This is a genomic window from Pseudomonas sp. 34 E 7, from assembly GCF_900005715.1.
In the GTDB taxonomy this organism is placed as follows: domain Bacteria; phylum Pseudomonadota; class Gammaproteobacteria; order Pseudomonadales; family Pseudomonadaceae; genus Aquipseudomonas; species Aquipseudomonas orientalis_A.
In genome coordinates, this window is sequence record NZ_CVTX01000190.1 from 53,397 (window position 1) to 73,446 (window position 20,050).

Sequence of the window (20,050 nt, forward strand, 5' to 3'; positions counted from 1 at the left end):
AGAGCCCTTTGGTTACTTTGGGGCTTTTCCAAAGTGACCCGCCGTCAGGGCGGAACCCTAAGTGGCCGTTACCGCAGAAACGGATATGTACTCGGTCCAATCCAACATCCTGGTCGGCCCAGAGGCCGCCATCGGGGGCAAGCCCCCTCCCACAGTTGCCCTGCGCTGTTTCCAGCAGGGTTACAGCTTGATCCAGGTCGCCTTCAGTTCGGTATATTTGTCGAACGCATGCAGCGATTTATCGCGACCGTTACCCGACTGCTTGAAGCCCCCGAACGGAGCGGTCATGTCGCCACCGTCGTACTGGTTGACCCACACGCTACCGGCACGCAGGGCCTTGGCAGTCAGGTGCGCCTTGGAGATGTCCGCCGTCCACACCCCCGCCGCCAGGCCATATTGGGTGTCGTTGGCGATGGCGATGGCTTCTTCGGCGCTGTCGAAGGTGATTACCGACAGTACCGGACCAAAGATTTCTTCCTGGGCAATTTTCATGGCGTTGGTCACACCGTCGAAAATGGTCGGTTCGACGTAGGTGCCACCGGTTTCTTCCAGCGTGCGCTTGCCACCGGCGACCAGCTTGGCGCCATCGGCATGGCCGGCTTCGATGTACGAGAGCACGTTGTTCATCTGCTGGGTGTCCACCAGCGCACCCACGTTGGTGGCGGGATCCAGCGGGTTACCGGGCTTCCAACCCTTGAGGGCCTCGATGACCAGCGGCAGGAAAGTGTCCTTGATCGAACGCTCCACCAGCAGGCGCGAACCGGCGGTGCAGACTTCACCTTGGTTGAAGGCGATGGCGCTGGCGGCGGAGTTGGCGGCGGCTTGCAGGTCCGGCGCATCGGCAAACACGATGTTCGGGCTCTTGCCGCCTGCTTCCAGCCACACACGCTTCATGTTCGATTCGCCGGAGCGGATCAACAGCTGCTTGGCAATTTTGGTGGATCCGGTAAACACCAGGGTGTCCACGTCCATGTGCACCGCCAGCGCGTTACCCACGGTGTGGCCATAGCCCGGCAGCACGTTGAGCACGCCTTTTGGAATGCCGGCTTCAACGGCCAGGGCGGCGATACGGATGGCGGTCAGCGGGGACTTTTCCGACGGTTTGAGAATTACCGAGTTACCGGTCGACAGGGCCGGGCCGAGTTTCCAGCAGGCCATCATCAGCGGGAAGTTCCACGGAACGATCGCACCGACTACGCCCACGGGCTCACGGGTCACCAGCCCCAGTTGATCATGGGGCGTGGCCGCCACTTCATCATAGATCTTGTCGATTGCCTCGCCGCTCCAGCTCAGGGCATTGGCCGCGCCGGGGACGTCGATGTTCAGGGCGTCGCTGATCGGCTTGCCCATGTCCAGGGTTTCCAGCAGCGCCAGCTCTTCGGCATTGGCCTTGAGCAGCGCGGCGAAACGGATCATGACGGACTTGCGCTTGGCCGGTGCCAGGCGCGACCAGACCCCGGAATTGAAAGTGGCACGGGCGTTTTCCACGGCACGCTGGGCGTCGGCGGCGTCACAGCTGGCCACGGTGGCGAGCAGACGACCATCGACCGGACTGATGCATTCGAACGTATCACCGGAAACGGCGGCGGTGTACTCGCCATTGATGTACGCGCGGCCTTCGATTTTCAGGTCCTTGGCGCGTTGTTCCCAGTCGGCACGGGTCAGGGTGGTCATGCAAGTCTGCTCCTCTTATTGGATACAAGGGCCTGGAAGATTGATCCCGGCGCCTCCACGAATGCTTGCCTGGCCAGCCTGCTGTTCGGCTCAAGGCACTTGCCACCCTAAACCAGCGGCTGGGGATGTTTCAATATATTTGACATAACGGCGGCAAACGCCCTTGCGATGTTCATTTTAATAAACATAGACTTTGGCCTCTCCAAACGCAGGCCAGACGGGATAAGCACATGAGCATCCAGGACATCGTCGATTTCAGCCAAGCCAATACCGCCCCCGATCGCTATCGCCCTGCCGCCGAGAAAATCCTCAAGGGCGACCCTGAACAGACGATCTACAACCACTACGACAGCCCCTGCGGACAAATGAACGCGGGCGTCTGGGAAGGCGAAGTCGGGCAGTGGACGGTCAATTACACCGAGCATGAATACTGCGAGATCGTGCAGGGAGTTTCCGTACTGCGCGATGCCCAAGGCAATGCCAAAACCTTGCGCGCCGGCGACCGCTTCGTAATCCCGGCCGGCTTCAGCGGCACCTGGGAAGTGCTGGAAGCGTGCCGCAAGATCTACGTGGTGTTCGAACAGAAAGCCTGATCAGCGAATCCCAAGCAAAAAAAAGCCCGTATCGTGAGATACGGGCTTTTTTTGATCGTTCCCATGCTCTGCGTGGGAATGCATCCTGTGACGCTCTGCGTCACCACCGCGCAGATCTCGGATCTTTGCGCCAAAACCGGGACGCGGAGCGTCCGGGGCGGCGTTTCCACGCGGAGCGTGGGAACGATCAGACGATCAGACGCCAGGCAAAAAAAAGCCCGTATCGTGAGATACGGGCTTTTTTTCACAAGGAAGGAAATCAATTACTTGATTTTGCCTTCTTTGTAGATCACGTGCTTGCGAACGCGCGGGTCGAACATTTTCTTTTCGAGCTTGTCCGGGGTAGTACGCTTGTTCTTGTCGGTAGTGTAGAAGTGACCAGTACCGGCGCTAGAGATCATTCGAATCAATTCACGCATGATAGAGCTCCTTAGATCTTGCCGGCGGCGCGGATTTCGGCCAGCACGACAGTGATGCCACGCTTGTCGATGATACGCATGCCTTTGGCAGATACACGCAGGCGAACAAAACGTTTCTCTTCTTCAACCCAGAAGCGGTGATGCTGCAGGTTCGGCAGGAAACGACGACGGGTTTTGTTATTTGCGTGGGAAATGTTATTCCCAGTCACCGGACCCTTACCGGTAACTTGACAGACTCTCGACATGCCTCAGCCCTCTAAAACCACATGCCCAACCCGGCATGGGTTGGCCGCTTAATCTCTCAGTCATTTGGCGCCAGGCGCCGCGTTTCTTTAGGGTCTTACCGGCTACACCTACAAGCGAAGGAACCGGGCCCCTAGAAAAGAGCGCTGCTTTATACCAGAAAGACCCAGGTGCAACAACAGCGAGTGTGTTTTTACCTGAGTAAATCTCGGCCATTGGCGCCTGAACCGTTGCCAGGAGGGGCCGCTGTAACAGCCGACCGCTCGTCGCACAGAATGATTTTCAGCGCCTGCAAGCACTCTGACCTGCACGTTGAAACGCGCTGAGGCGCCATCAAAACAGCATTTTGGCCAAAAGCACAGGCAAAAATGGGCTAGTCATTTAATCAACAGGCCACTACGGTAGGGCTTTTCCAGACTGCACTCGCAGATGGGCCTTCGATCTGCACAGGAAACCGAATATGCGCCTCGCTGCCCTACCGCTATTGCTAGCCCCCCTTTTCATCGCTCCGATGGCCGTTGCTGCCACCAATTTAAGCGTTTGCACCGAGGCCAGCCCCGAAGGGTTCGACGTGGTGCAGTACAACTCGTTGACCACCACCAACGCCTCGGCGGATGTGCTGATGAACCGTCTGGTGGACTACGACGCTACCGCCGGCAAGCTGGTGCCGAGCCTGGCAGACAGCTGGGACGTCTCCCCGGATGGCCTGACCTACACGTTCAAATTGCACCCGAACGTGAAATTCCATCGCACCGAGTATTTCACCCCCAGCCGCACCCTGACGGCCGAAGACGTGCGCTTCAGCTTCGAACGCATGCTCGACCCGGCCAACCCGTGGCACAAGATCGCCCAGAGCGGCTTCCCCCACGCGCAATCACTGCAGTTGCCGGCGCTGATCAAGAAGATCGATGCCCTCGACCCGCTGACCGTGCGCTTCACCCTTGATCACGCCGACTCCACGTTTCTTGCCGCGTTGAGCATGGGCTTTGCCTCGATCTACCCGGCCGAATATGCCGACAAACTGCTCAAGGCCGGCACCCCGGAGAAGCTCAACAGCCAGCCCATTGGCACCGGCCCGTTCGTTTTCGTGCGTTTCCAGAAGGATGCGGTGGTGCGCTACAAGGCCAACCCGGACTACTTCGCCGGCAAACCGACTGTGGATAACCTGATCTTCGCCATCACGCCGGATGCCAATGTGCGCCTGCAGAAACTGCATCGCGACGAGTGCCAGATCGCCCTGTCGCCCAAGCCCCTGGATGTGGGCGAGGCCGAAAAAGACCCGGCGCTGAAGGTGGAAAAAACCGCCGCCTTCATGACCGCCTTCGTCGCCATCAACAGCCAGCACCCGCCACTGGACAAGCCCGAGGTACGCCAGGCGATCAACCTGGCCTTTGACAAAGGCAGCTACCTGAAGGCGGTATTCGAAGGCACCGCCGAAGCGGCCAATGGGGTTTACCCGCCCAATACCTGGAGCTACGCCAAGGACTTGCCGGGTTATCCACAAGACCTTGCCAAAGCCAAGGCGCTGTTGAACCGCGCCGGCCTCAAGGACGGCTTCAAAACCACGATCTGGACACGCCCTACCGGCAGCCTGCTGAACCCCAACCCGAATCTTGGCGCTCAGTTGCTGCAGGCCGATCTGGCCAAGGTCGGCATCCAGGCCGACATCCGCGTGATCGAGTGGGGCGAGTTGATTCGCCGCGCCAAAGCCGGCGAACACGACCTGCTCTTCATGGGCTGGGCCGGTGACAATGGCGACCCGGACAACTTCCTGACCCCGCAATTTTCCTGCGCAGCCGTCAAATCCGGTACCAACTTCGCCCGCTACTGCGACCCTGCGCTGGACAAGCTGATCAGCGCCGGCAAGACCACCAGCGAACAGGGCGTGCGCACCAAGCTCTACCAGCAGGCCCAGGCGCAGATCCAGCAGCAGGCCCTGTGGCTGCCCCTGGCGCATCCCACGGCGTTTGCCCTGACACGCAAGAATATCGAGGGCTATCAGGTGAGCCCGTTTGGCCGGCAGGATTATTCCAAGGTCAGCGTCAAGCCTTAAGCTGCAAGCTGCAAGCTGCAAGCCGACTTGTGGCTTGCAGCTCTAAACGTGCAGCGGCCCTCTACATCCATCCGTATTCCGCCATCGACAACGGATCACCATCGCCCACGATGATGTGGTCCAGCACCCGTACGTCCACCATTTCCAGGGCTTTTTGTAGAATCTTGGTCAATTTTCGATCAGCCGGGCTGGGGTCTACGCTTCCCGAAGGATGGTTGTGGCACAGGATCAACGCTGCCGCGTTGTACGCCAGCGCACGCTTGACCACTTGCCGGGGATAGACCAGGGCGGTATCGATGGTGCCTTCGCAGAGCGCCTCGAAACCCAGCACCCGATGCTTGGAGTCGAGAAACAGGCAGCCAAACACTTCGTGAGACTCATGACGCAGCAGCGCCTTGAGGTATTCGCGGACGGCCAGCGGGCTTTCCAGCACCGAATCGTTGCGCAGGCGCTCGGCCATGTGGCGCCGGGACATTTCCAGCACCGCCTGCAATTGGGCAAACTTCGCCGGCCCCAGGCCCAGCTGCTGATTGAACAGCGCCTGGCTGGCCTCCAGCAGCGGGCGCAACCCACCGAATTGCGCCAGCAGATGACGCGCCAGGTCCACGGCGCTCCTGCCGGATACGCCGGTGCGCAGGAAAATCGCCAGCAATTCGGCATCGGACAGACTGGCCGCGCCCCACTCCAACAGCTTCTCTCGCGGCCGCTCGGCAGCAGGCCAATTGCGAATACTCATCCCACCTCCCTTCCATGATGTACGCCGTATGCGCCGCTGTTGCCGGGCGGACGCTGTGTTATCGTAGGCCCTCTTTTTTGCATGCGATTTCACCTGGGGAGGGGTCATCGCAGGCGTCACTGAACTGGCTTCACTGAACTGGAAAGGCAAACCAATGCAGCGTCTGTATCGGAAACGCATCGTTCTCGGCGTCGGCGGCGGCATTGCCGCCTACAAGAGCGCGGAACTGGTTCGCAGGCTCCTGGACCAGGGCGCCGAAGTGCGCGTGGTCATGACCCGTGGTGGCAGTGAGTTCATCACCCCGCTGACCATGCAGGCCTTGTCCGGCCACCCGGTTCACCTGGACCTGCTGGACCCGGCGGCCGAAGCCGCCATGGGCCATATCGAACTGGCCAAATGGGCCGACCTGGTGCTCATCGCGCCGGCGACCGCCGACCTGATCGCACGCCTGGCCCAGGGCATCGCCGATGACTTGCTGACCACCCTGGTACTGGCCACCGACGCCACTGTCGCCATTGCCCCGGCGATGAACCAGGCCATGTGGCGCGACCCGGCCACCCAGGCCAACACCCAACTCCTGCAAAGCCGTGGCCTCAAGGTCTTCGGCCCGGCGTCCGGCAGCCAGGCCTGCGGCGACGTCGGCATGGGCCGCATGCTCGAAGCCACCGACCTGGCGCTGTGTGCCGCCGAATGCTTCCAGCACCTGGCCCTGACCGGCAAACACGTACTGATCACTGCGGGCCCGACTCAGGAAAACATCGACCCGGTGCGCTACATCACCAACCATAGCTCAGGAAAAATGGGCTTTGCCCTGGCTGAAGCTGCGGTTGAGGCAGGCGCACGTGTGACCCTGATCACCGGCCCGGTGCATTTACCGACGCCCGATCGTGTGACCCGAATCGACGTAGTCAGCGCCCGCGACATGCTGGCGGCCTGTGAAGCGGCCATTCCGTGCGACCTGTTCATCGCCTCGGCAGCGGTTGCAGACTACCGGCCGGAAGTCGTTGCACCGCAGAAGCTCAAGAAAGACCCTACAAGCGGCGATGGTCTGCTCCTGCAAATGGTGCGCAACCCAGACATTCTGGCCACCATCGCCACACGTGCGGACCGTCCGTTCAGCGTCGGCTTCGCCGCCGAGACCGAACATTTGCTGGACTACGCCGCGCGCAAATTGAAAGACAAAAACCTCGACCTGATCGTTGCCAATGATGTCGCCAACCCGAGCATCGGCTTCAACAGTGAGGAAAATGCCATCAGCGTGATCGACCGCGCGTTGCACGCCACCGTTTTCGCCCAGACCAGCAAGGGCAAGATTGCCCGCCAACTGATCTCTTTTATCGCCCAACGGCTGAACCAGGTTTAATGTCCATGCACGCTTTGCAAGCCAAGATCCTCGACCCACGCATCGGTAGCCAATTCCCCCTTCCGGCCTACGCTACCCCAGGCTCCGCCGGCCTGGACCTGCGCGCCATGCTCCAGCAGGACACGGTCCTGGAGCCGGGCCAGACGATCCTGATCCCCACCGGCCTGTCGATCTACGTCGGCGACCCGGGCCTGGCGGCCCTGATCCTGCCGCGCTCCGGCCTGGGCCACAAACACGGCATCGTGCTGGGCAATCTGGTGGGCCTGATCGACTCCGACTACCAGGGCGAATTGATGGTGTCGTGCTGGAACCGCGGCCAGACCGCGTTCAACATTGCGGTCGGCGAGCGTATCGCCCAACTGGTGCTGGTGCCGGTGGTCCAGGCGCAGTTCGAACTGGTGCAGGAATTCGACGAAACCCAGCGCGGCGCAGGTGGTTTTGGGCATTCCGGCAGTCACTGACTAAGCTGAACAGGGCCGGGCGCAATTGCCCGGCCAGACGCCACCGCCAGGTTTTTCAGGATGAAGAATGCGCGAAAATTATCAGCGGATTTTATTAAATAAAATCAACAAGTTACGTAGATATGAGCGCAGGCCCGACGCGCCGATGGCACTTTTACACCACGAACTCTCTGCCGAAAACGTCGTCATACCCTTCAGTTTGAGCCTGCCGGCCAGCCACATCAGGCCAGTCTTGCCCCCTTTCAGATGGAGTTTCCCCCCGCGATGAGTACCGCAGCCCGCGTAGCCCCGAGCTTTCCCGACAGCATCTTCCGTGCCTATGACATTCGTGGCGTGGTGCCCAAGACCCTGACCGCCGAAACCGCCTACTGGATCGGCCGCGCCATCGGCTCACAGAGCCTGGCCCAGGGCGAGCCGAACGTGTCGGTCGGTCGTGACGGCCGCCTGTCCGGCCCGGAGCTTGTGGAGCAACTGATCCAGGGCCTGGCGGACAGCGGGTGCCATGTCAGCGACGTCGGCCTGGTGCCTACGCCTGCGTTGTATTACGCCGCCAACGTCCTGGCCGGCAAGTCCGGCGTCATGCTGACCGGCAGCCACAACCCGTCGGACTACAACGGCTTCAAAATCGTTATCGCCGGCGACACCCTCGCCAACGAACAGATCCAGGCCCTGCACACTCGCCTGAAAACCAACGACCTGAGCAGCGGCACCGGCAGCATCACCAAGGTCGACATCCTGCAGCGCTACTCCGACGAAATCACCCGCGACGTCAAACTCGCCCGCCGCCTCAAAGTGGTGGTGGATTGCGGCAACGGCGCGGCCGGCGTGATCGCTCCGCAATTGCTCGAAGCCCTCGATTGTGAAGTGATTCCCCTGTTCTGCGACGTCGACGGCAACTTCCCCAACCACCACCCGGACCCCGGCAAGCCGGAAAACCTGGTGGACCTGATCGCCAAGGTCAAGGAAGTGGGCGCCGACGTCGGCCTGGCCTTCGACGGCGACGGCGACCGCGTGGGCGTGGTGACCGAAACCGGCGAGATCGTGTACCCGGACCGCCTGCTGATGCTGTTCGCCCGTGACGTGGTGGCGCGCAACGCCAACGCCGAAATCATCTTCGACGTGAAGTGCACTCGTCGCCTCACGCCGCTGATCAAGGAATACGGCGGTCGCCCGCTGATGTGGAAGACCGGTCACTCGTTGATCAAAAAGAAAATGAAGGAAACCGGTGCCTTGCTGGCCGGCGAAATGAGCGGTCACGTATTCTTCAAGGAGCGCTGGTTCGGTTTCGACGATGGCATTTACAGCGCTGCGCGCCTGCTGGAGATACTCAGCAAGGAAAAATCCACCGCGCAAGCGCTGTTTCAGACCTTCCCGAATGATATTTCTACGCCAGAGATCAATATCCATGTGACCGAGGAGAGCAAATTCAGCATCATTGACGCATTGCACGATGCGCAATGGGGCGAAGGCGCCAACCTGACCACCATTGATGGTGTGCGAGTCGATTACGCCAAAGGCTGGGGCCTGGTTCGTGCGTCCAACACCACACCGGTGCTGGTGCTGCGTTTCGAGGCGGATACCGAGGCTGAGTTGCAGCGCATCAAGGACGTCTTTCACGTCCAGTTGAAACGTGTTGCCCCTGATCTCCAATTACCGTTCTGATTTTTTCACCGGAGCCCTGAATGACCCTCGAACGCGAAGCCGCTGCCAACACCGCCAAGGTCCTGTCCGAAGCGTTGCCTTACATTCGACGCTATGTCGGCAAGACGCTGGTGATCAAGTACGGCGGCAATGCCATGGAAAGCGACGAGCTGAAAACCGGCTTTGCCCGCGACATCGTGCTGATGAAAGCCGTGGGGATCAACCCGGTTGTCGTCCACGGCGGTGGGCCGCAAATCGGCGACCTGCTCAAGCGTTTGTCGATCGAGAGTCACTTCATCGATGGCATGCGCGTCACTGACGCGCAGACCATGGACGTGGTGGAAATGGTGCTCGGTGGCCAGGTCAACAAGGACATCGTCAACCTGATCAACCGCCACGGCGGCAGCGCCATTGGCCTGACCGGCAAGGACGCGGAACTGATCCGCGCGAAAAAACTGACCGTGACGCGCCAGACACCGGAAATGACCCAGCCGGAAATCATCGACATCGGCCAGGTGGGCGAAGTGATCGGCATCAACACCGATCTGCTCAACCTGCTGGTCAAGGGTGACTTCATCCCGGTGATCGCGCCTATCGGCGTGGGCGCCAACGGTGAGTCGTACAACATCAACGCCGACCTGGTGGCGGGCAAGGTGGCTGAGGCACTGAAGGCTGAAAAGCTGATGCTGCTGACCAACATCGCCGGCCTGATGGACAAGGAAGGCCAAGTGCTGACCGGCCTGACGACGCAACAAGTCGACGAACTGATCGCCGATGGCACCATCTACGGCGGCATGCTGCCGAAAATCCGCTGCGCGCTGGAAGCCGTGCAAGGCGGCGTCGGCAGCTCGCTGATCCTGGATGGCCGGGTGCCGAACGCGATCCTGCTGGAAATCTTCACCGATACGGGTGTAGGTACGCTGATCAGCAATCGCAAGCGTCCTTAAAAACGCTGAAAACAAATGTGGGAGGGGGCTTGCCCCCGATGGCGGCGTATCAGTTGGAGTATCCAGCACTGATGCACCGCTATCGGGGGCAAGCCCCCTCCCACATTTGCCTGCGCCTGCAATACTTCCGGTTTAAACGCCAAACTGCTCGCGATACGCACGCACCGCCGGCAGGTGCTGCTTGAGCTGCGGATCATCCTCCAGGAACTGCAACACCTGGTTCAACGACACAATGCTCACCACCGGAATGCCGAAGTCACGCTCCACTTCCTGGATCGCCGACAATTCGCCGTTGCCACGCTCCTGGCGGTTCAGCGCAATCAGCACGCCGGCGGCCCTGGCGCCGTCCTGGGAGGCGATGATCTGCATCACCTCGCGGATCGCGGTGCCGGCGGTGATCACGTCATCGATGATCAGCACATCGCCGGTCAACGGGGCTCCGACCAGGCTGCCACCTTCACCATGGGCCTTGGCTTCCTTGCGGTTGAAGCACCACGGCAGGTCCTGCCCATGATGCTCCGCCAGGGCCACCGCCGTCGCCGCAGCCAGGGGAATGCCCTTGTAGGCCGGACCAAACAACACGTCGAAGGAAATACCGCTTTCAACAATGGCGGCCGCGTAGAAACGCCCCAACTGAGCCAGGGCCGAGCCGGAGTTGAACAAGCCTGCGTTGAAGAAATACGGGCTGGTGCGCCCGGACTTGAGGGTGAACTCACCGAAGCGCAAAACCCCGCGATCGATGGCAAAACGAATGAAATCGCGTTGATACGCCTGCATGAAAAAAGCCTCAGATACCACGGATTTAGCTAATTAGGTGGACGGCGTGTATCATACACGCACGCGATTTTTGGGGCCATTTATGCGGATCATCAGTGTGAACGTTAATGGTATTCAGGCTGCAGTCGAGCGTGGTTTGCTCAGTTGGCTGCAAGCACAGAATGCCGACGTCATCTGCCTGCAGGACACACGCGCCTCCGCCTTTGAACTGGACGACCCAGCCTTCCAACTGGATGGCTACTTCCTTTATGCCTGCGATGCCGAAGTGCCCACCCAAGGTGGCGTGGCTTTGTACTCGCGGTTGCAACCCAAGGCGGTCATCAGCGGCCTCGGCTTCGAGACAGCCGACCGCTATGGGCGTTACCTGCAAGCCGATTTCGACAAGGTCAGCATCGCGACCTTGCTGCTTCCTTCGGGGCAGAACGGCGATGAAGACTTGAACCAGAAATTCAAGCTAATGGACGATTTCGCCCGTTATCTGGATAAACAGCGACGCAAACGTCGCGAGTACATTTATTGTGGCTCGCTGTACGTGGCGCAACAGAAGCTGGATATCAAGAACTGGCGCGACAGCCAGCAATCCCCGGGCTTCCTGGCGCCGGAACGGGCCTGGATGGACGAGATTGTCGGCAACATGGGCTATGTCGACGCCCTGCGCGAAGTCAGCCGTGAAGGCGACCAGTACAGCTGGTGGCCGGATAACGAACAGGCCGAAATGCTCAACCTGGGCTGGCGTTTCGACTACCAGTTGCTGACCCCGGGCCTGCGCCGGTTCGTGCGCAGTGCACGCCTGCCGCGCCAGCCGCGCTTCTCTCAGCACGCGCCGCTGATCGTGGACTACGACTGGACCTTGACCATCTGAGGTCTTTCTCCAGGTACAAAAAAACCGACAGTGATGTGATCGTTCCCACGCTCTGCGTGGGAATGCATCCCGTGACGCTCCGCGTCACCATTACGCAAATGCCGGATTTTCGCTTACAGCAGGACGCGGAGCGTCCCGGGCGGCATTCCCACGCGGAGCGTGGGAACGATCAAACCGGGTATAAAAAACCGACAGTGATGTCGGTTTTTTTGTGGGCAACCGTTTACTTCACCAGACGCCAGGTCCACGGATAACGGTAGGCGATGCCCTTATTCGCCTTGATACCGGCAATGATCGTCAGTATCAACGCGCCAATCACCAGCACGGTCATCAACAAAAAGCCGATGACCACGAAACCCAGCAGCAGGCACACCAGCCAGGCGATCGCCACCGTGATCTGGAAGTTCAGGGCTTCCTTGCCCTGATCATCGATCAGCGGGTCCACGTCCTTCTTGAACTGCCACAGGATCAACGGCCCCAACAAACTGCCGAAGGGGAATACCAACCCTGCAAACGCGGCGAAATGACACAACATCGCCAACTGGCGTACTTCCCTGGACGGTGCCGGAACCGGTAACTGGCTGTCATTCATCGCGCTTCTCCTGAGGACCGGCTTAGTCAGCCAGTGCGGCGTTCTGCAGTTCGAAAATTTCGGTCATGCCTTTCTGGGCCAGGGCCAGCATGGCGTTCAGCTCGGCCGGCTGGAATGGCGCGCCTTCGGCGGTGCCCTGCACTTCGATGAAACCACCGGTGCTGGTCATGACCACGTTCAGGTCGGTCTCGGCGGCCGAGTCTTCCAGGTAGTCCAGGTCCAGCACCGGCTCGCCCTGGTACATGCCGACCGAGACGGCGGCGATCATTTGCTTGAGCGGGTCACCGCCCTTGAGGCCGCCGCGCTTCTTGATCACTTTCAGTGCGTCGACCAGGGCCACCATGGCGCCGGTAATCGACGCGGTACGGGTGCCGCCATCGGCCTGGATCACGTCACAGTCGACGTACAGGGTCACATCGCCCAGCTTGGACATGTCCAGGGCCGCGCGCAGGGAACGGCCGATCAGGCGCTGGATTTCCAGGGTACGCCCGCCTTGCTTGCCACGGCTGGCTTCACGCTGGTTACGCTCGCCCGTGGCGCGCGGCAGCATGCCGTACTCGGCGGTCAACCAACCCTGGCCCTGGCCCTTGAGGAAACGCGGCACGCCGTTCTCGACGCTGACGGTGCAGATCACCTTGGTATCACCAAACTCGACCAGTACGGACCCCTCGGCGTGTTTGGTGTAGTTGCGGGTGATGCGGATCGAGCGGAGCTGATCGGCAGCGCGACCACTTGGACGTTTCATAGGGAATTCCTGTACTGAGGACGAAAAACTGCCGAGCATTATAGAGCCGCCAGCCGATTCGGGGCACTTCTAAAAATCCGGTTACGAATACGCGCGTTTGGGCGTGCTCGCCCCACTGCGCTACAATCGCGCCCCTTCGTTACTGTGCAGGAGCGAGCTTGCTCGCGAAAAACGTCAACGATCACGCGCTCCTCCTGATTTAACGCGGCGCCCTGGAGTTCTTCGCGAGCAAGCTCGCTCCTACAGGTCGGCCTGGCCAATCTCTATTTCTCCAACGCGAGGTACCTCCATGGTGCACAGCATGACCGCCTTTGCCCGTGTCGAAAAAGCCGGCGCCCAAGGCACCCTGAGCTGGGAATTGCGCTCGGTCAACAGTCGTTACCTGGAGCCGCATCTACGCCTGCCCGAGTCTTTCCGCGACCTCGAAGGCGCCGTACGTGAAGCGTTGCGCCAGGGTATTTCCCGCGGCAAGCTGGAATGCACCCTGCGCTTTACTGAAGAAACCACCGGCAAACCGCTGCAGGTCGACCGCGACCGCGCCGCGCAACTGGTCGCCGCCGCCGAAACCATTGCCGGCCTGATCAAGCAGCCCGCCGCGCTGAACCCCCTGGAAGTCCTGGCCTGGCCCGGCGTGCTGGTGGCCGACGCCGCCGACCCGCAAGCCTTGAACGCCCAGGCGCTGGCACTCTTCACCCAGGGCCTGGACGAACTCAAGGCCGGCCGTGAACGCGAAGGCGCCGAACTGGCCCGCCTGATCAACGAGCGCCTGACGTCGATCGAAGCGGACGTCGTCACCCTGCGCGAACTCGTACCGCAGATGCTCGCCACCCAGCGCCAGAAGGTCCTGGACCGCTTCGCCGACATGCAGGCCGACCTCGACCCCGTGCGCCTGGAGCAGGAGATGGTGCTGCTGGCCCAGAAGAGCGACGTCGCCGAAGAGCTCGATCGCCTGAGCACCCACATCCTCGAAGTGCGCCGCGTGCTCAAGTCCGGCGGTGCCGCCGGTCGGCGCCTGGACTTCCTGATGCAGGAACTCAACCGCGAAGCCAATACACTCGGCTCCAAGGCGTTCGATCCGCGCAGCACCACGGCGGCGGTCAACCTCAAGGTGTTGATCGAGCAGATGCGCGAACAAGTACAGAATATTGAGTAAGGCAACCTCCATGACCCACAGCACCGGCACCCTTTACATCATTTCCGCCCCCTCGGGCGCGGGCAAGAGCAGCCTGGTCAAGGCCCTGACCGACGCTGACGAGCAGATCCGCATCTCGGTTTCCCACACCACCCGCGCCATGCGCCCGGGTGAAGTGAACGGCGTGCACTATCACTTCGTCGAGCGTACCGAGTTCGTCAAGATGATCGAACACGGTGACTTCCTGGAGCGCGCCGAAGTGTTCGGCAACCTCTACGGCACCTCGCAAAGCCACCTGCAGCAGACGCTGGATGAAGGCCATGACCTGATTCTGGAAATCGACTGGCAGGGCGCCGAACAGGTACGCCAACTGATGCCCAAGGCGCGCTCGATCTTCATCCTGCCGCCCTCGCTTGAAGCCTTGCACCAGCGCCTGACCAACCGCGGCCAGGACAGTGACGAGATCATCGAAGGTCGCATGCGTGAAGCCGTCAGCGAAATGAGCCACTACGTCGACTACGACTACCTGATCATCAATGACGATTTTGCCCACGCGCTGGACGATTTGAAGGCGATTTTCCGCGCCAATCAGCTGCAGCAAAAGCGCCAACAGCAGCGTTTCGGCAAATTACTCGCCGAACTGCTCGGTTGATTGGCCCTTCCCAAAATGGCTGCAAGGGCTTTACATTGGCACTTGTAGCGGTTTTGCGAGGGCCTGAGAAAAATCAGCGCTTCCCTAAACGCTGGTGATTTTTTAAACTGCTCAGTCCGCTCGCCCAACCGGGCAGCGCGCATCTTGCATTCGCTCCGAGGAATACCATGGCCCGCGTAACCGTTGAAGACTGCCTAGAACACGTGGATAACCGCTTTGAGCTGGTCATGCTCTCTACCAAGCGTGCCCGTCAACTGGCCACTGGCGGCAAAGAGCCCCTGGTCCAGTGGGAAAACGACAAGCCTACCGTTGTGGCCCTGCGCGAAATCGCTGAAGGCCTGATGAGCTACGAGTTCATCGCCAACGCTGAAATCGTTGAAGACGAACCGCTGTTTGCAGCGTTCGAGGACGAGTCCAACGAGGCCGTCTAAGCCTATGCCTGGTCGACGTAGCACGGCGCGGGGTCACAGCCTTCGGCAGGAGTTCACACTTTGCCGAGCATAGACGCCCTCGCCGATCGCTTATCGGCCTACCTCGGCCCCGACCAGGTCAACCTGGTCCGCCGAGCGTATTTCTACGCCGAACAAGCCCACGACGGCCAACGCCGTCGTAGCGGTGAGGCGTATGTCACCCATCCTCTTGCGGTGGCAAATATTCTTGCCGACATGCACATGGACCATCAGAGCCTGATGGCCGCGATGCTGCATGACGTGATCGAAGACACCGGCATCGCCAAGGAAGCGCTCAGCGCGCAATTTGGCGAAACCGTGGCCGAACTGGTCGACGGGGTCAGCAAACTGACCCAGATGAATTTCGAGACCAAGGCCGAAGCCCAGGCGGAAAACTTCCAGAAGATGGCCATGGCCATGGCGCGCGATATCCGCGTGATCCTGGTCAAGCTGGCCGACCGGCTGCACAACATGCGCACGCTGGAAGTGCTCTCCGGCGAAAAACGCCGGCGCATCGCCAAGGAAACCCTGGAAATCTACGCGCCCATCGCCAACCGGCTGGGCATGCATGCCATTCGTATCGAGTTCGAAGACCTCGGCTTCAAGGCCATGCACCCGATGCGCTCGGCGCGCATCTACCAGGCGGTCAAACGCGCCCGGGGCAACCGCAAGGAAATCGTCAACAAGATCGAAGAGTCCCTGAGCCATTGCCTGGCGATCGACGAGATCGAAGGCGAAGTCAGCGGACGGCAGAAACACATCTACGGCATCTACAAGAAGATGCGCGGCAAGCGCCGGGCCTTCAACGAGATCATGGACGTGTATGCGTTCCGGATCATCGTCGACAAGGTCGATACCTGCTACCGCGTGCTGGGCGCTGTACATAATTTGTACAAACCCCTGCCCGGCCGCTTCAAGGATTACATCGCGATCCCCAAGGCCAACGGCTACCAGTCGCTGCACACCACGCTGTTCGGCATGCACGGCGTACCGATCGAGATCCAGATCCGTACCCGCGAAATGGAAGAGATGGCCAACAACGGCATCGCCGCCCATTGGCTGTACAAGTCCAGCGGCGATGAGCAGCCAAAGGGCACCCACGCCCGCGCCCGCCAGTGGGTCAAGGGCGTGCTGGAAATGCAGCAACGTGCCGGCAACTCCCTGGAATTCATCGAAAGCGTGAAGATCGACCTGTTCCCGGACGAGGTCTACGTGTTCACGCCCAAAGGCCGCATCATGGAGCTGCCCAAAGGCTCCACAGCGGTCGACTTTGCCTATGCCGTGCACACCGACGTGGGCAACAGCTGCATTGCCTGTCGGATCAATCGTCGCCTCGCGCCGCTGTCCGAACCGCTGCAGAGCGGTTCCACGGTCGAGATCGTCAGTGCACCCGGCGCGCGCCCGAACCCGGCCTGGCTCAACTTCGTGGTCACCGGCAAGGCGCGCACGCACATCCGCCACGCCTTGAAACTGCAGCGCCGTTCCGAGTCCATCAGCCTGGGCGAACGCCTGCTGAACAAGGTCCTCAACGGTTTCGACAGCGCCCTGGACAAGATCCCGCAGGAGCGCGTGCAAGCGATGCTCCACGAGTACCGTCAGGAAACCATCGAAGACCTGCTGGAAGATATCGGCCTGGGCAACCGCATGGCCTACGTGGTTGCGCGCCGCCTGCTCGGCGAGGGCGAACAGTTGCCAAGCCCGGAAGGCCCGCTGGCAATTCGCGGCACCGAGGGCCTGGTGCTCAGCTACGCCAAATGCTGCACACCGATCCCGGGCGATCCGATTGTCGGCCACTTGTCGGCGGGCAAAGGCATGGTGGTGCACTTGGACAACTGCCGCAACATCACCGAAATCCGTCACAACCCGGAAAAATGCATCCAGCTTTCCTGGGCCAAGGATGTTACCGGCGAATTCAACGTCGAGCTGCGCGTGGAGCTGGAGCACCAGCGCGGCTTGATCGCCCTGCTGGCCAGCAGCGTCAACGCGGCCGACGGCAATATCGAGAAAATCAGCATGGACGAACGCGATGGGCGCATCAGCGTGGTCCAGCTGGTGGTCAGCGTGCACGACCGCGTGCACCTGGCCCGCGTGATCAAGAAGCTGCGCGCGCTGACCGGTGTGATTCGCATCACCCGCATGCGTGCATAACCCTGCCAACAAGCCATCGCCCATTACAAGGAGTCATTCATGACCAAGACAGTAATCACCAGCGACAAAGCCCCGGCCGCCATCGGTACTTATTCCCAGGCGATCAAGGCGGGCAACACCGTCTACATGTCCGGCCAGATCCCGCTGGACCCAAAGACCATGGAACTGGTGGAAGGCTTCGAGGCACAGACCGTACAGGTCTTCGAAAACCTCAAGTCCGTGGCTGAAGCGGCTGGCGGCTCGTTCAAGGACATCGTCAAGCTGAACATTTTCCTGACCGACCTGAGCCACTTCGCCAAGGTCAACGAGATCATGGGCAAGTACTTCGAACAGCCGTACCCGGCCCGCGCCGCTATCGGCGTTGCTGCCCTGCCAAAGGGCGCGCAGGTTGAAATGGACGCGATTCTGGTCATCGAGTAAAGACACCCGGCGCAGCTTCAATCGCTGCGCCGACTTTGTTTCAGAAGGATTTAGTCATGCGCAAAGCGCTTGTAGCCTCTTCGTTGCTCGCCCTGCTGCTCGGCGGCTGTGCCAGCAACCCTGCCAATCTGGATGTCAGCGGGACCTGGGTCAACCAGGCCGCCATCGATGCGGCAGCCAAGGGCGGCCCTTTGCGCGAAGCCTTGCAGACCTTTGGCCCGAACCTGGAATGGGAGGTCAATACCAAGGCCTTGCAGGCACGCTACTACAACGGTTTTGAAGTAGCGGAAGGCAAGTTGCTGACTGACAAGCCCGGCGCCTGGAGCGTGGAGTTCTACGGCAGCGCTGCCACCGAACTCAAGCGCAGAGGCAAAAAGCTGCTGCAGGTGGCCAACGACAATGAGCCTGAGCAACTGTTCATGCGCCCCAATGACCCGGCTCCAGAGGGCGCGCCACTGGGCGCCAACTTCGAACGGGCGCTGTATGCGGCCTACATGGGCGGGGACTGGAAGATCACCGACGGTGTCGGCAATGGCGCCACCGTACAGTTCCAGGCTGATGGCAAGATTGTCGGCCTGCCTGGTGTGGACCGCTATTCCCTGTGCCTGGCGGGCGATTGCGCCTCGATGAGCGGCGGTTATGACAGCATCTGGCTGCAACTGAACGGCGTGGGCAATCCGTGGATCTTTGCGCGCAAGGGCAAGCAACTGGAGATTTTCCAGGCGATCAACACGGCGCAAGCGGATGAAGTGCCGCAGTTCACGCCTGGCCCTCGCCAATGGTTGCTTGAAAAGTAATAACCGACCAGATACGCAGCTAAATGTGGGAGGGGGCTTGCCCTAATGCCGGTCTGTAGGAGCGAGCTTGCTCGCGAAAAACGTCAACGATAACGCGTGCTTTCTGAATGAACGCGGTGCCTGTGAGTTTTTCGCGAGCAAGCTCGCTCCTACAGATGGCGGTGTACGCTTAACTCTTTAATCGTATTCAGCCTTTTAAAATAGCGGCATACCCTTCACGGTAAGTCGGATAGGTCGGTGCCCAACCCAGCGCCTTGGCCCGCGCATTACTGCATTGCTTGCTGCCCGCCCGCCGCACACTGGCGTCCTCGGACCACTCTGTCACGCCCAGATACTCACGCAACCAGCCCACCACTTCGGCCAAGGGTGCGGGCGCGTCGTCGACGCCGATATAGACCTTGTCCAGCGAACCGCCCTGCTCCACATGACGCAGCAAAAACGCCAGCAAACCCGCCGCGTCATCCGCGTGAATCCGGTTGCCATATAAAGGCGGGTCGATCGCCACGCGGTAACCCTGGCGAACCTGGGTCAACAGCCACTCACGGCCCGGGCCGTAAATGCCGGTCAATCGCACCACGCTTGCCGGGATGCCGCTGTTGAGCGCCACCTGCTCGGCTTCGAGCATGACCTGGCCGGAATAACCTTTGGACCGGGTTTCAGAGGTTTCGTCGACCCACTCGCCATTCTGCTGCCCGTACACACTGCTGCTGGACACGAACAACAGATGCCTGGGCGCCTGGCCGTAATCCTGCAACCACTCCAGCACATGCTTCAAACCCTGCACATACGCTGCGCGATAGCCGGCCTCGTCGTGGTCAGTGGCTGCGGCGCAGTACACCAGGTAATCCACCCCGCCGATCGGCCAAGTCTCAGGGCAGTCTTTATTGAACAGGTCGCCGGCAATGCCGATAACGCCCTCGGGAAGGCGTGAAATATCGCGGCGCAGGCCATGAACCTCCCATCCTCCGGCCAGCAATTGGCTAGCCAGCCGACTACCCACATCACCGCAACCGACAATCACAACAGAAGGCGCAGACATCGTAAAACTCCATTCTCAAAGGCCCAGATTAGCCGCGCGAGAGGATCAACGGCCAGTAAAAAGCGAAATAAAGTAACAGTGCCACTTTAGTTAACAAGAATTACTTGCAATAATAACCACCCATTTGTCCTCGGCCCACAGGGGTCTGGCAGGACGATCAACCCTTTATTTTCACTCAGGTCCGGCCAGCATGACACGTAATACAAACCCCGCTTCGCCAACCAAGCCTCACAGCCCATCCCGCGCCTGGCGTGCGATTGCTGCGATGCTGTTCAGCATACTGCTGGCGCCGACCGCCGCTTTCGCT

20 protein-coding genes and 2 pseudogenes are annotated in these 20,050 nt (G+C 60.5%); 14 read left to right on the plus strand and 8 right to left on the minus strand.

What is annotated here, in order from left to right:
* Positions 1 to 180: 180 nt before the first annotated feature.
* The gene (locus tag BFP96_RS27335) at positions 181 to 1,674 is read right to left on the minus strand and encodes an aldehyde dehydrogenase (protein ID WP_065893970.1); all 1,494 of its coding nucleotides are present in this window, start codon (positions 1,672 to 1,674) and stop codon (positions 181 to 183) included.
* A 230-nt stretch (positions 1,675 to 1,904) separates the two neighbouring features.
* Here BFP96_RS27335 and BFP96_RS27340 point away from each other — a divergent pair, with 230 nt between their 5' ends.
* Positions 1,905 to 2,267 (plus strand): cupin domain-containing protein, encoded by a 363-nt coding sequence (locus BFP96_RS27340; RefSeq protein WP_065898086.1) that lies wholly within the window; start codon positions 1,905 to 1,907, stop codon positions 2,265 to 2,267.
* A 263-nt stretch (positions 2,268 to 2,530) separates the two neighbouring features.
* Here BFP96_RS27340 and rpmG read toward each other — a convergent pair whose 3' ends face one another.
* Together rpmG and rpmB are read right to left on the minus strand one after the other, a co-directional pair.
* Positions 2,531 to 2,686: a 50S ribosomal protein L33 gene (gene rpmG / locus BFP96_RS27345; protein ID WP_003176906.1), complete on the minus strand. Its 156-nt coding sequence runs from the start codon at positions 2,684 to 2,686 to the stop codon at positions 2,531 to 2,533.
* An 11-nt stretch (positions 2,687 to 2,697) separates the two neighbouring features.
* Complete coding sequence (gene rpmB, locus BFP96_RS27350; protein ID WP_003176907.1) at positions 2,698 to 2,931, minus strand: 50S ribosomal protein L28; 234 nt, start codon at positions 2,929 to 2,931, stop codon at positions 2,698 to 2,700.
* Positions 2,932 to 3,389: 458 nt separating this feature from the next.
* On the opposite strand from rpmB, the gene BFP96_RS27355 reads away from it, so the two are divergent.
* Complete coding sequence (locus tag BFP96_RS27355; protein ID WP_065898085.1) at positions 3,390 to 4,982, plus strand: ABC transporter substrate-binding protein; 1,593 nt, start codon at positions 3,390 to 3,392, stop codon at positions 4,980 to 4,982.
* Positions 4,983 to 5,043: 61 nt separating this feature from the next.
* Here the strand turns inward: BFP96_RS27355 and radC are convergent, their stop codons facing one another.
* The gene (gene radC / locus BFP96_RS27360) at positions 5,044 to 5,718 is read right to left on the minus strand and encodes a RadC family protein (RefSeq protein ID WP_065893972.1); all 675 of its coding nucleotides are present in this window, start codon (positions 5,716 to 5,718) and stop codon (positions 5,044 to 5,046) included.
* A 154-nt stretch (positions 5,719 to 5,872) separates the two neighbouring features.
* Here radC and coaBC point away from each other — a divergent pair, with 154 nt between their 5' ends.
* The 4 genes and pseudogenes from coaBC to argB all read left to right on the plus strand — a co-directional run bounded on the left by coaBC (position 5,873) and on the right by argB (position 10,130).
* Positions 5,873 to 7,081, plus strand: a complete 1,209-nt coding sequence (gene coaBC, locus BFP96_RS27365) for a bifunctional phosphopantothenoylcysteine decarboxylase/phosphopantothenate--cysteine ligase CoaBC (RefSeq protein WP_065937397.1) — start codon at positions 5,873 to 5,875, stop codon at positions 7,079 to 7,081.
* Positions 7,082 to 7,086: 5 nt separating this feature from the next.
* Positions 7,087 to 7,542: a dUTP diphosphatase gene (dut, locus tag BFP96_RS27370; RefSeq protein WP_065887079.1), complete on the plus strand. Its 456-nt coding sequence runs from the start codon at positions 7,087 to 7,089 to the stop codon at positions 7,540 to 7,542.
* 246 nt (positions 7,543 to 7,788) lie between these two features.
* Positions 7,789 to 9,204: pseudogene (locus BFP96_RS27375) on the plus strand (phosphomannomutase/phosphoglucomutase); the annotation flags it as partial.
* Between the two features lie 20 nt (positions 9,205 to 9,224).
* Complete coding sequence (gene argB / locus BFP96_RS27380) at positions 9,225 to 10,130, plus strand: acetylglutamate kinase (protein ID WP_065893973.1); 906 nt, start codon at positions 9,225 to 9,227, stop codon at positions 10,128 to 10,130.
* Between the two features lie 132 nt (positions 10,131 to 10,262).
* Here argB and pyrE read toward each other — a convergent pair whose 3' ends face one another.
* The gene (gene pyrE / locus BFP96_RS27385) at positions 10,263 to 10,907 is read right to left on the minus strand and encodes an orotate phosphoribosyltransferase (protein ID WP_015373297.1); all 645 of its coding nucleotides are present in this window, start codon (positions 10,905 to 10,907) and stop codon (positions 10,263 to 10,265) included.
* Positions 10,908 to 10,989: 82 nt separating this feature from the next.
* Between pyrE and BFP96_RS27390 the strand changes: the two genes are divergently transcribed.
* A complete protein-coding gene (locus BFP96_RS27390) occupies positions 10,990 to 11,769 on the plus strand; it encodes an exodeoxyribonuclease III (protein WP_003195493.1) in 780 nt (259 codons plus the stop codon).
* A 223-nt stretch (positions 11,770 to 11,992) separates the two neighbouring features.
* On the opposite strand, the gene BFP96_RS27395 is transcribed toward BFP96_RS27390, so the two are convergent.
* A complete protein-coding gene (locus BFP96_RS27395; RefSeq protein WP_065893974.1) occupies positions 11,993 to 12,361 on the minus strand; it encodes a DUF4870 domain-containing protein in 369 nt (122 codons plus the stop codon).
* 22 nt (positions 12,362 to 12,383) lie between these two features.
* A complete protein-coding gene (gene rph / locus BFP96_RS27400; RefSeq protein WP_016975928.1) occupies positions 12,384 to 13,106 on the minus strand; it encodes a ribonuclease PH in 723 nt (240 codons plus the stop codon).
* Positions 13,107 to 13,395: 289 nt separating this feature from the next.
* Here rph and BFP96_RS27405 point away from each other — a divergent pair, with 289 nt between their 5' ends.
* From BFP96_RS27405 to BFP96_RS27430, 6 genes are all read left to right on the plus strand, one after another.
* Entirely contained in the window at positions 13,396 to 14,259 is an 864-nt protein-coding gene (locus BFP96_RS27405; protein ID WP_065886942.1) for a YicC/YloC family endoribonuclease, read from the plus strand.
* 10 nt (positions 14,260 to 14,269) lie between these two features.
* Positions 14,270 to 14,890 carry a guanylate kinase gene (gene gmk, locus BFP96_RS27410; protein ID WP_003213284.1) on the plus strand — a complete coding sequence of 207 codons (621 nt, stop codon included), beginning with the start codon at positions 14,270 to 14,272 and terminating at the stop codon, positions 14,888 to 14,890.
* A 167-nt stretch (positions 14,891 to 15,057) separates the two neighbouring features.
* Positions 15,058 to 15,321, plus strand: coding sequence for a DNA-directed RNA polymerase subunit omega (rpoZ, locus tag BFP96_RS27415; protein WP_003176920.1), 264 nt, complete (start codon positions 15,058 to 15,060; stop codon positions 15,319 to 15,321).
* 60 nt (positions 15,322 to 15,381) lie between these two features.
* On the plus strand, positions 15,382 to 17,487 hold the full coding sequence (gene spoT / locus BFP96_RS27420; protein ID WP_058424246.1) for a bifunctional GTP diphosphokinase/guanosine-3',5'-bis pyrophosphate 3'-pyrophosphohydrolase: 2,106 nt from the start codon (positions 15,382 to 15,384) through the stop codon (positions 17,485 to 17,487).
* A gap of 39 nt (positions 17,488 to 17,526) precedes the next feature.
* A complete protein-coding gene (locus BFP96_RS27425; protein WP_003176922.1) occupies positions 17,527 to 17,907 on the plus strand; it encodes a RidA family protein in 381 nt (126 codons plus the stop codon).
* A 56-nt stretch (positions 17,908 to 17,963) separates the two neighbouring features.
* Complete coding sequence (locus BFP96_RS27430; RefSeq protein WP_065898084.1) at positions 17,964 to 18,704, plus strand: hypothetical protein; 741 nt, start codon at positions 17,964 to 17,966, stop codon at positions 18,702 to 18,704.
* 187 nt (positions 18,705 to 18,891) lie between these two features.
* On the opposite strand, the gene BFP96_RS27435 is transcribed toward BFP96_RS27430, so the two are convergent.
* Positions 18,892 to 19,743 (minus strand): SDR family oxidoreductase, encoded by an 852-nt coding sequence (locus BFP96_RS27435; protein ID WP_065937398.1) that lies wholly within the window; start codon positions 19,741 to 19,743, stop codon positions 18,892 to 18,894.
* 190 nt (positions 19,744 to 19,933) lie between these two features.
* Here BFP96_RS27435 and BFP96_RS31505 point away from each other — a divergent pair.
* Positions 19,934 to 20,050: pseudogene (locus BFP96_RS31505) on the plus strand (tonB-system energizer ExbB); the annotation flags it as partial.

Excerpts from the sequence above, each read along its gene's own strand:
- BFP96_RS27335 (WP_065893970.1), bottom strand. The coding sequence starts at position 1,674 with ATGACCACCCTGACCCGTGCCGACTGGGAACAACGCGCCAAGGACCTG.
- coaBC (WP_065937397.1), top strand. The coding sequence starts at position 5,873 with ATGCAGCGTCTGTATCGGAAACGCATCGTTCTCGGCGTCGGCGGCGGC.
- pyrE (WP_015373297.1), bottom strand. The coding sequence starts at position 10,907 with ATGCAGGCGTATCAACGCGATTTCATTCGTTTTGCCATCGATCGCGGG.
- radC (WP_065893972.1), bottom strand. The coding sequence starts at position 5,718 with ATGAGTATTCGCAATTGGCCTGCTGCCGAGCGGCCGCGAGAGAAGCTG.
- BFP96_RS27390 (WP_003195493.1), top strand. The coding sequence starts at position 10,990 with ATGCGGATCATCAGTGTGAACGTTAATGGTATTCAGGCTGCAGTCGAG.
- BFP96_RS27435 (WP_065937398.1), bottom strand. The coding sequence starts at position 19,743 with ATGTCTGCGCCTTCTGTTGTGATTGTCGGTTGCGGTGATGTGGGTAGT.
- BFP96_RS27405 (WP_065886942.1), top strand. The coding sequence starts at position 13,396 with ATGGTGCACAGCATGACCGCCTTTGCCCGTGTCGAAAAAGCCGGCGCC.
- rpmB (WP_003176907.1), bottom strand. The coding sequence starts at position 2,931 with ATGTCGAGAGTCTGTCAAGTTACCGGTAAGGGTCCGGTGACTGGGAAT.
- gmk (WP_003213284.1), top strand. The coding sequence starts at position 14,270 with ATGACCCACAGCACCGGCACCCTTTACATCATTTCCGCCCCCTCGGGC.
- rph (WP_016975928.1), bottom strand. The coding sequence starts at position 13,106 with ATGAAACGTCCAAGTGGTCGCGCTGCCGATCAGCTCCGCTCGATCCGC.
- dut (WP_065887079.1), top strand. The coding sequence starts at position 7,087 with ATGCACGCTTTGCAAGCCAAGATCCTCGACCCACGCATCGGTAGCCAA.
- BFP96_RS27355 (WP_065898085.1), top strand. The coding sequence starts at position 3,390 with ATGCGCCTCGCTGCCCTACCGCTATTGCTAGCCCCCCTTTTCATCGCT.
- rpoZ (WP_003176920.1), top strand. The coding sequence starts at position 15,058 with ATGGCCCGCGTAACCGTTGAAGACTGCCTAGAACACGTGGATAACCGC.
- BFP96_RS27340 (WP_065898086.1), top strand. The coding sequence starts at position 1,905 with ATGAGCATCCAGGACATCGTCGATTTCAGCCAAGCCAATACCGCCCCC.
- BFP96_RS27430 (WP_065898084.1), top strand. The coding sequence starts at position 17,964 with ATGCGCAAAGCGCTTGTAGCCTCTTCGTTGCTCGCCCTGCTGCTCGGC.
- rpmG (WP_003176906.1), bottom strand. The coding sequence starts at position 2,686 with ATGCGTGAATTGATTCGAATGATCTCTAGCGCCGGTACTGGTCACTTC.
- BFP96_RS27425 (WP_003176922.1), top strand. The coding sequence starts at position 17,527 with ATGACCAAGACAGTAATCACCAGCGACAAAGCCCCGGCCGCCATCGGT.
- BFP96_RS27395 (WP_065893974.1), bottom strand. The coding sequence starts at position 12,361 with ATGAATGACAGCCAGTTACCGGTTCCGGCACCGTCCAGGGAAGTACGC.
- argB (WP_065893973.1), top strand. The coding sequence starts at position 9,225 with ATGACCCTCGAACGCGAAGCCGCTGCCAACACCGCCAAGGTCCTGTCC.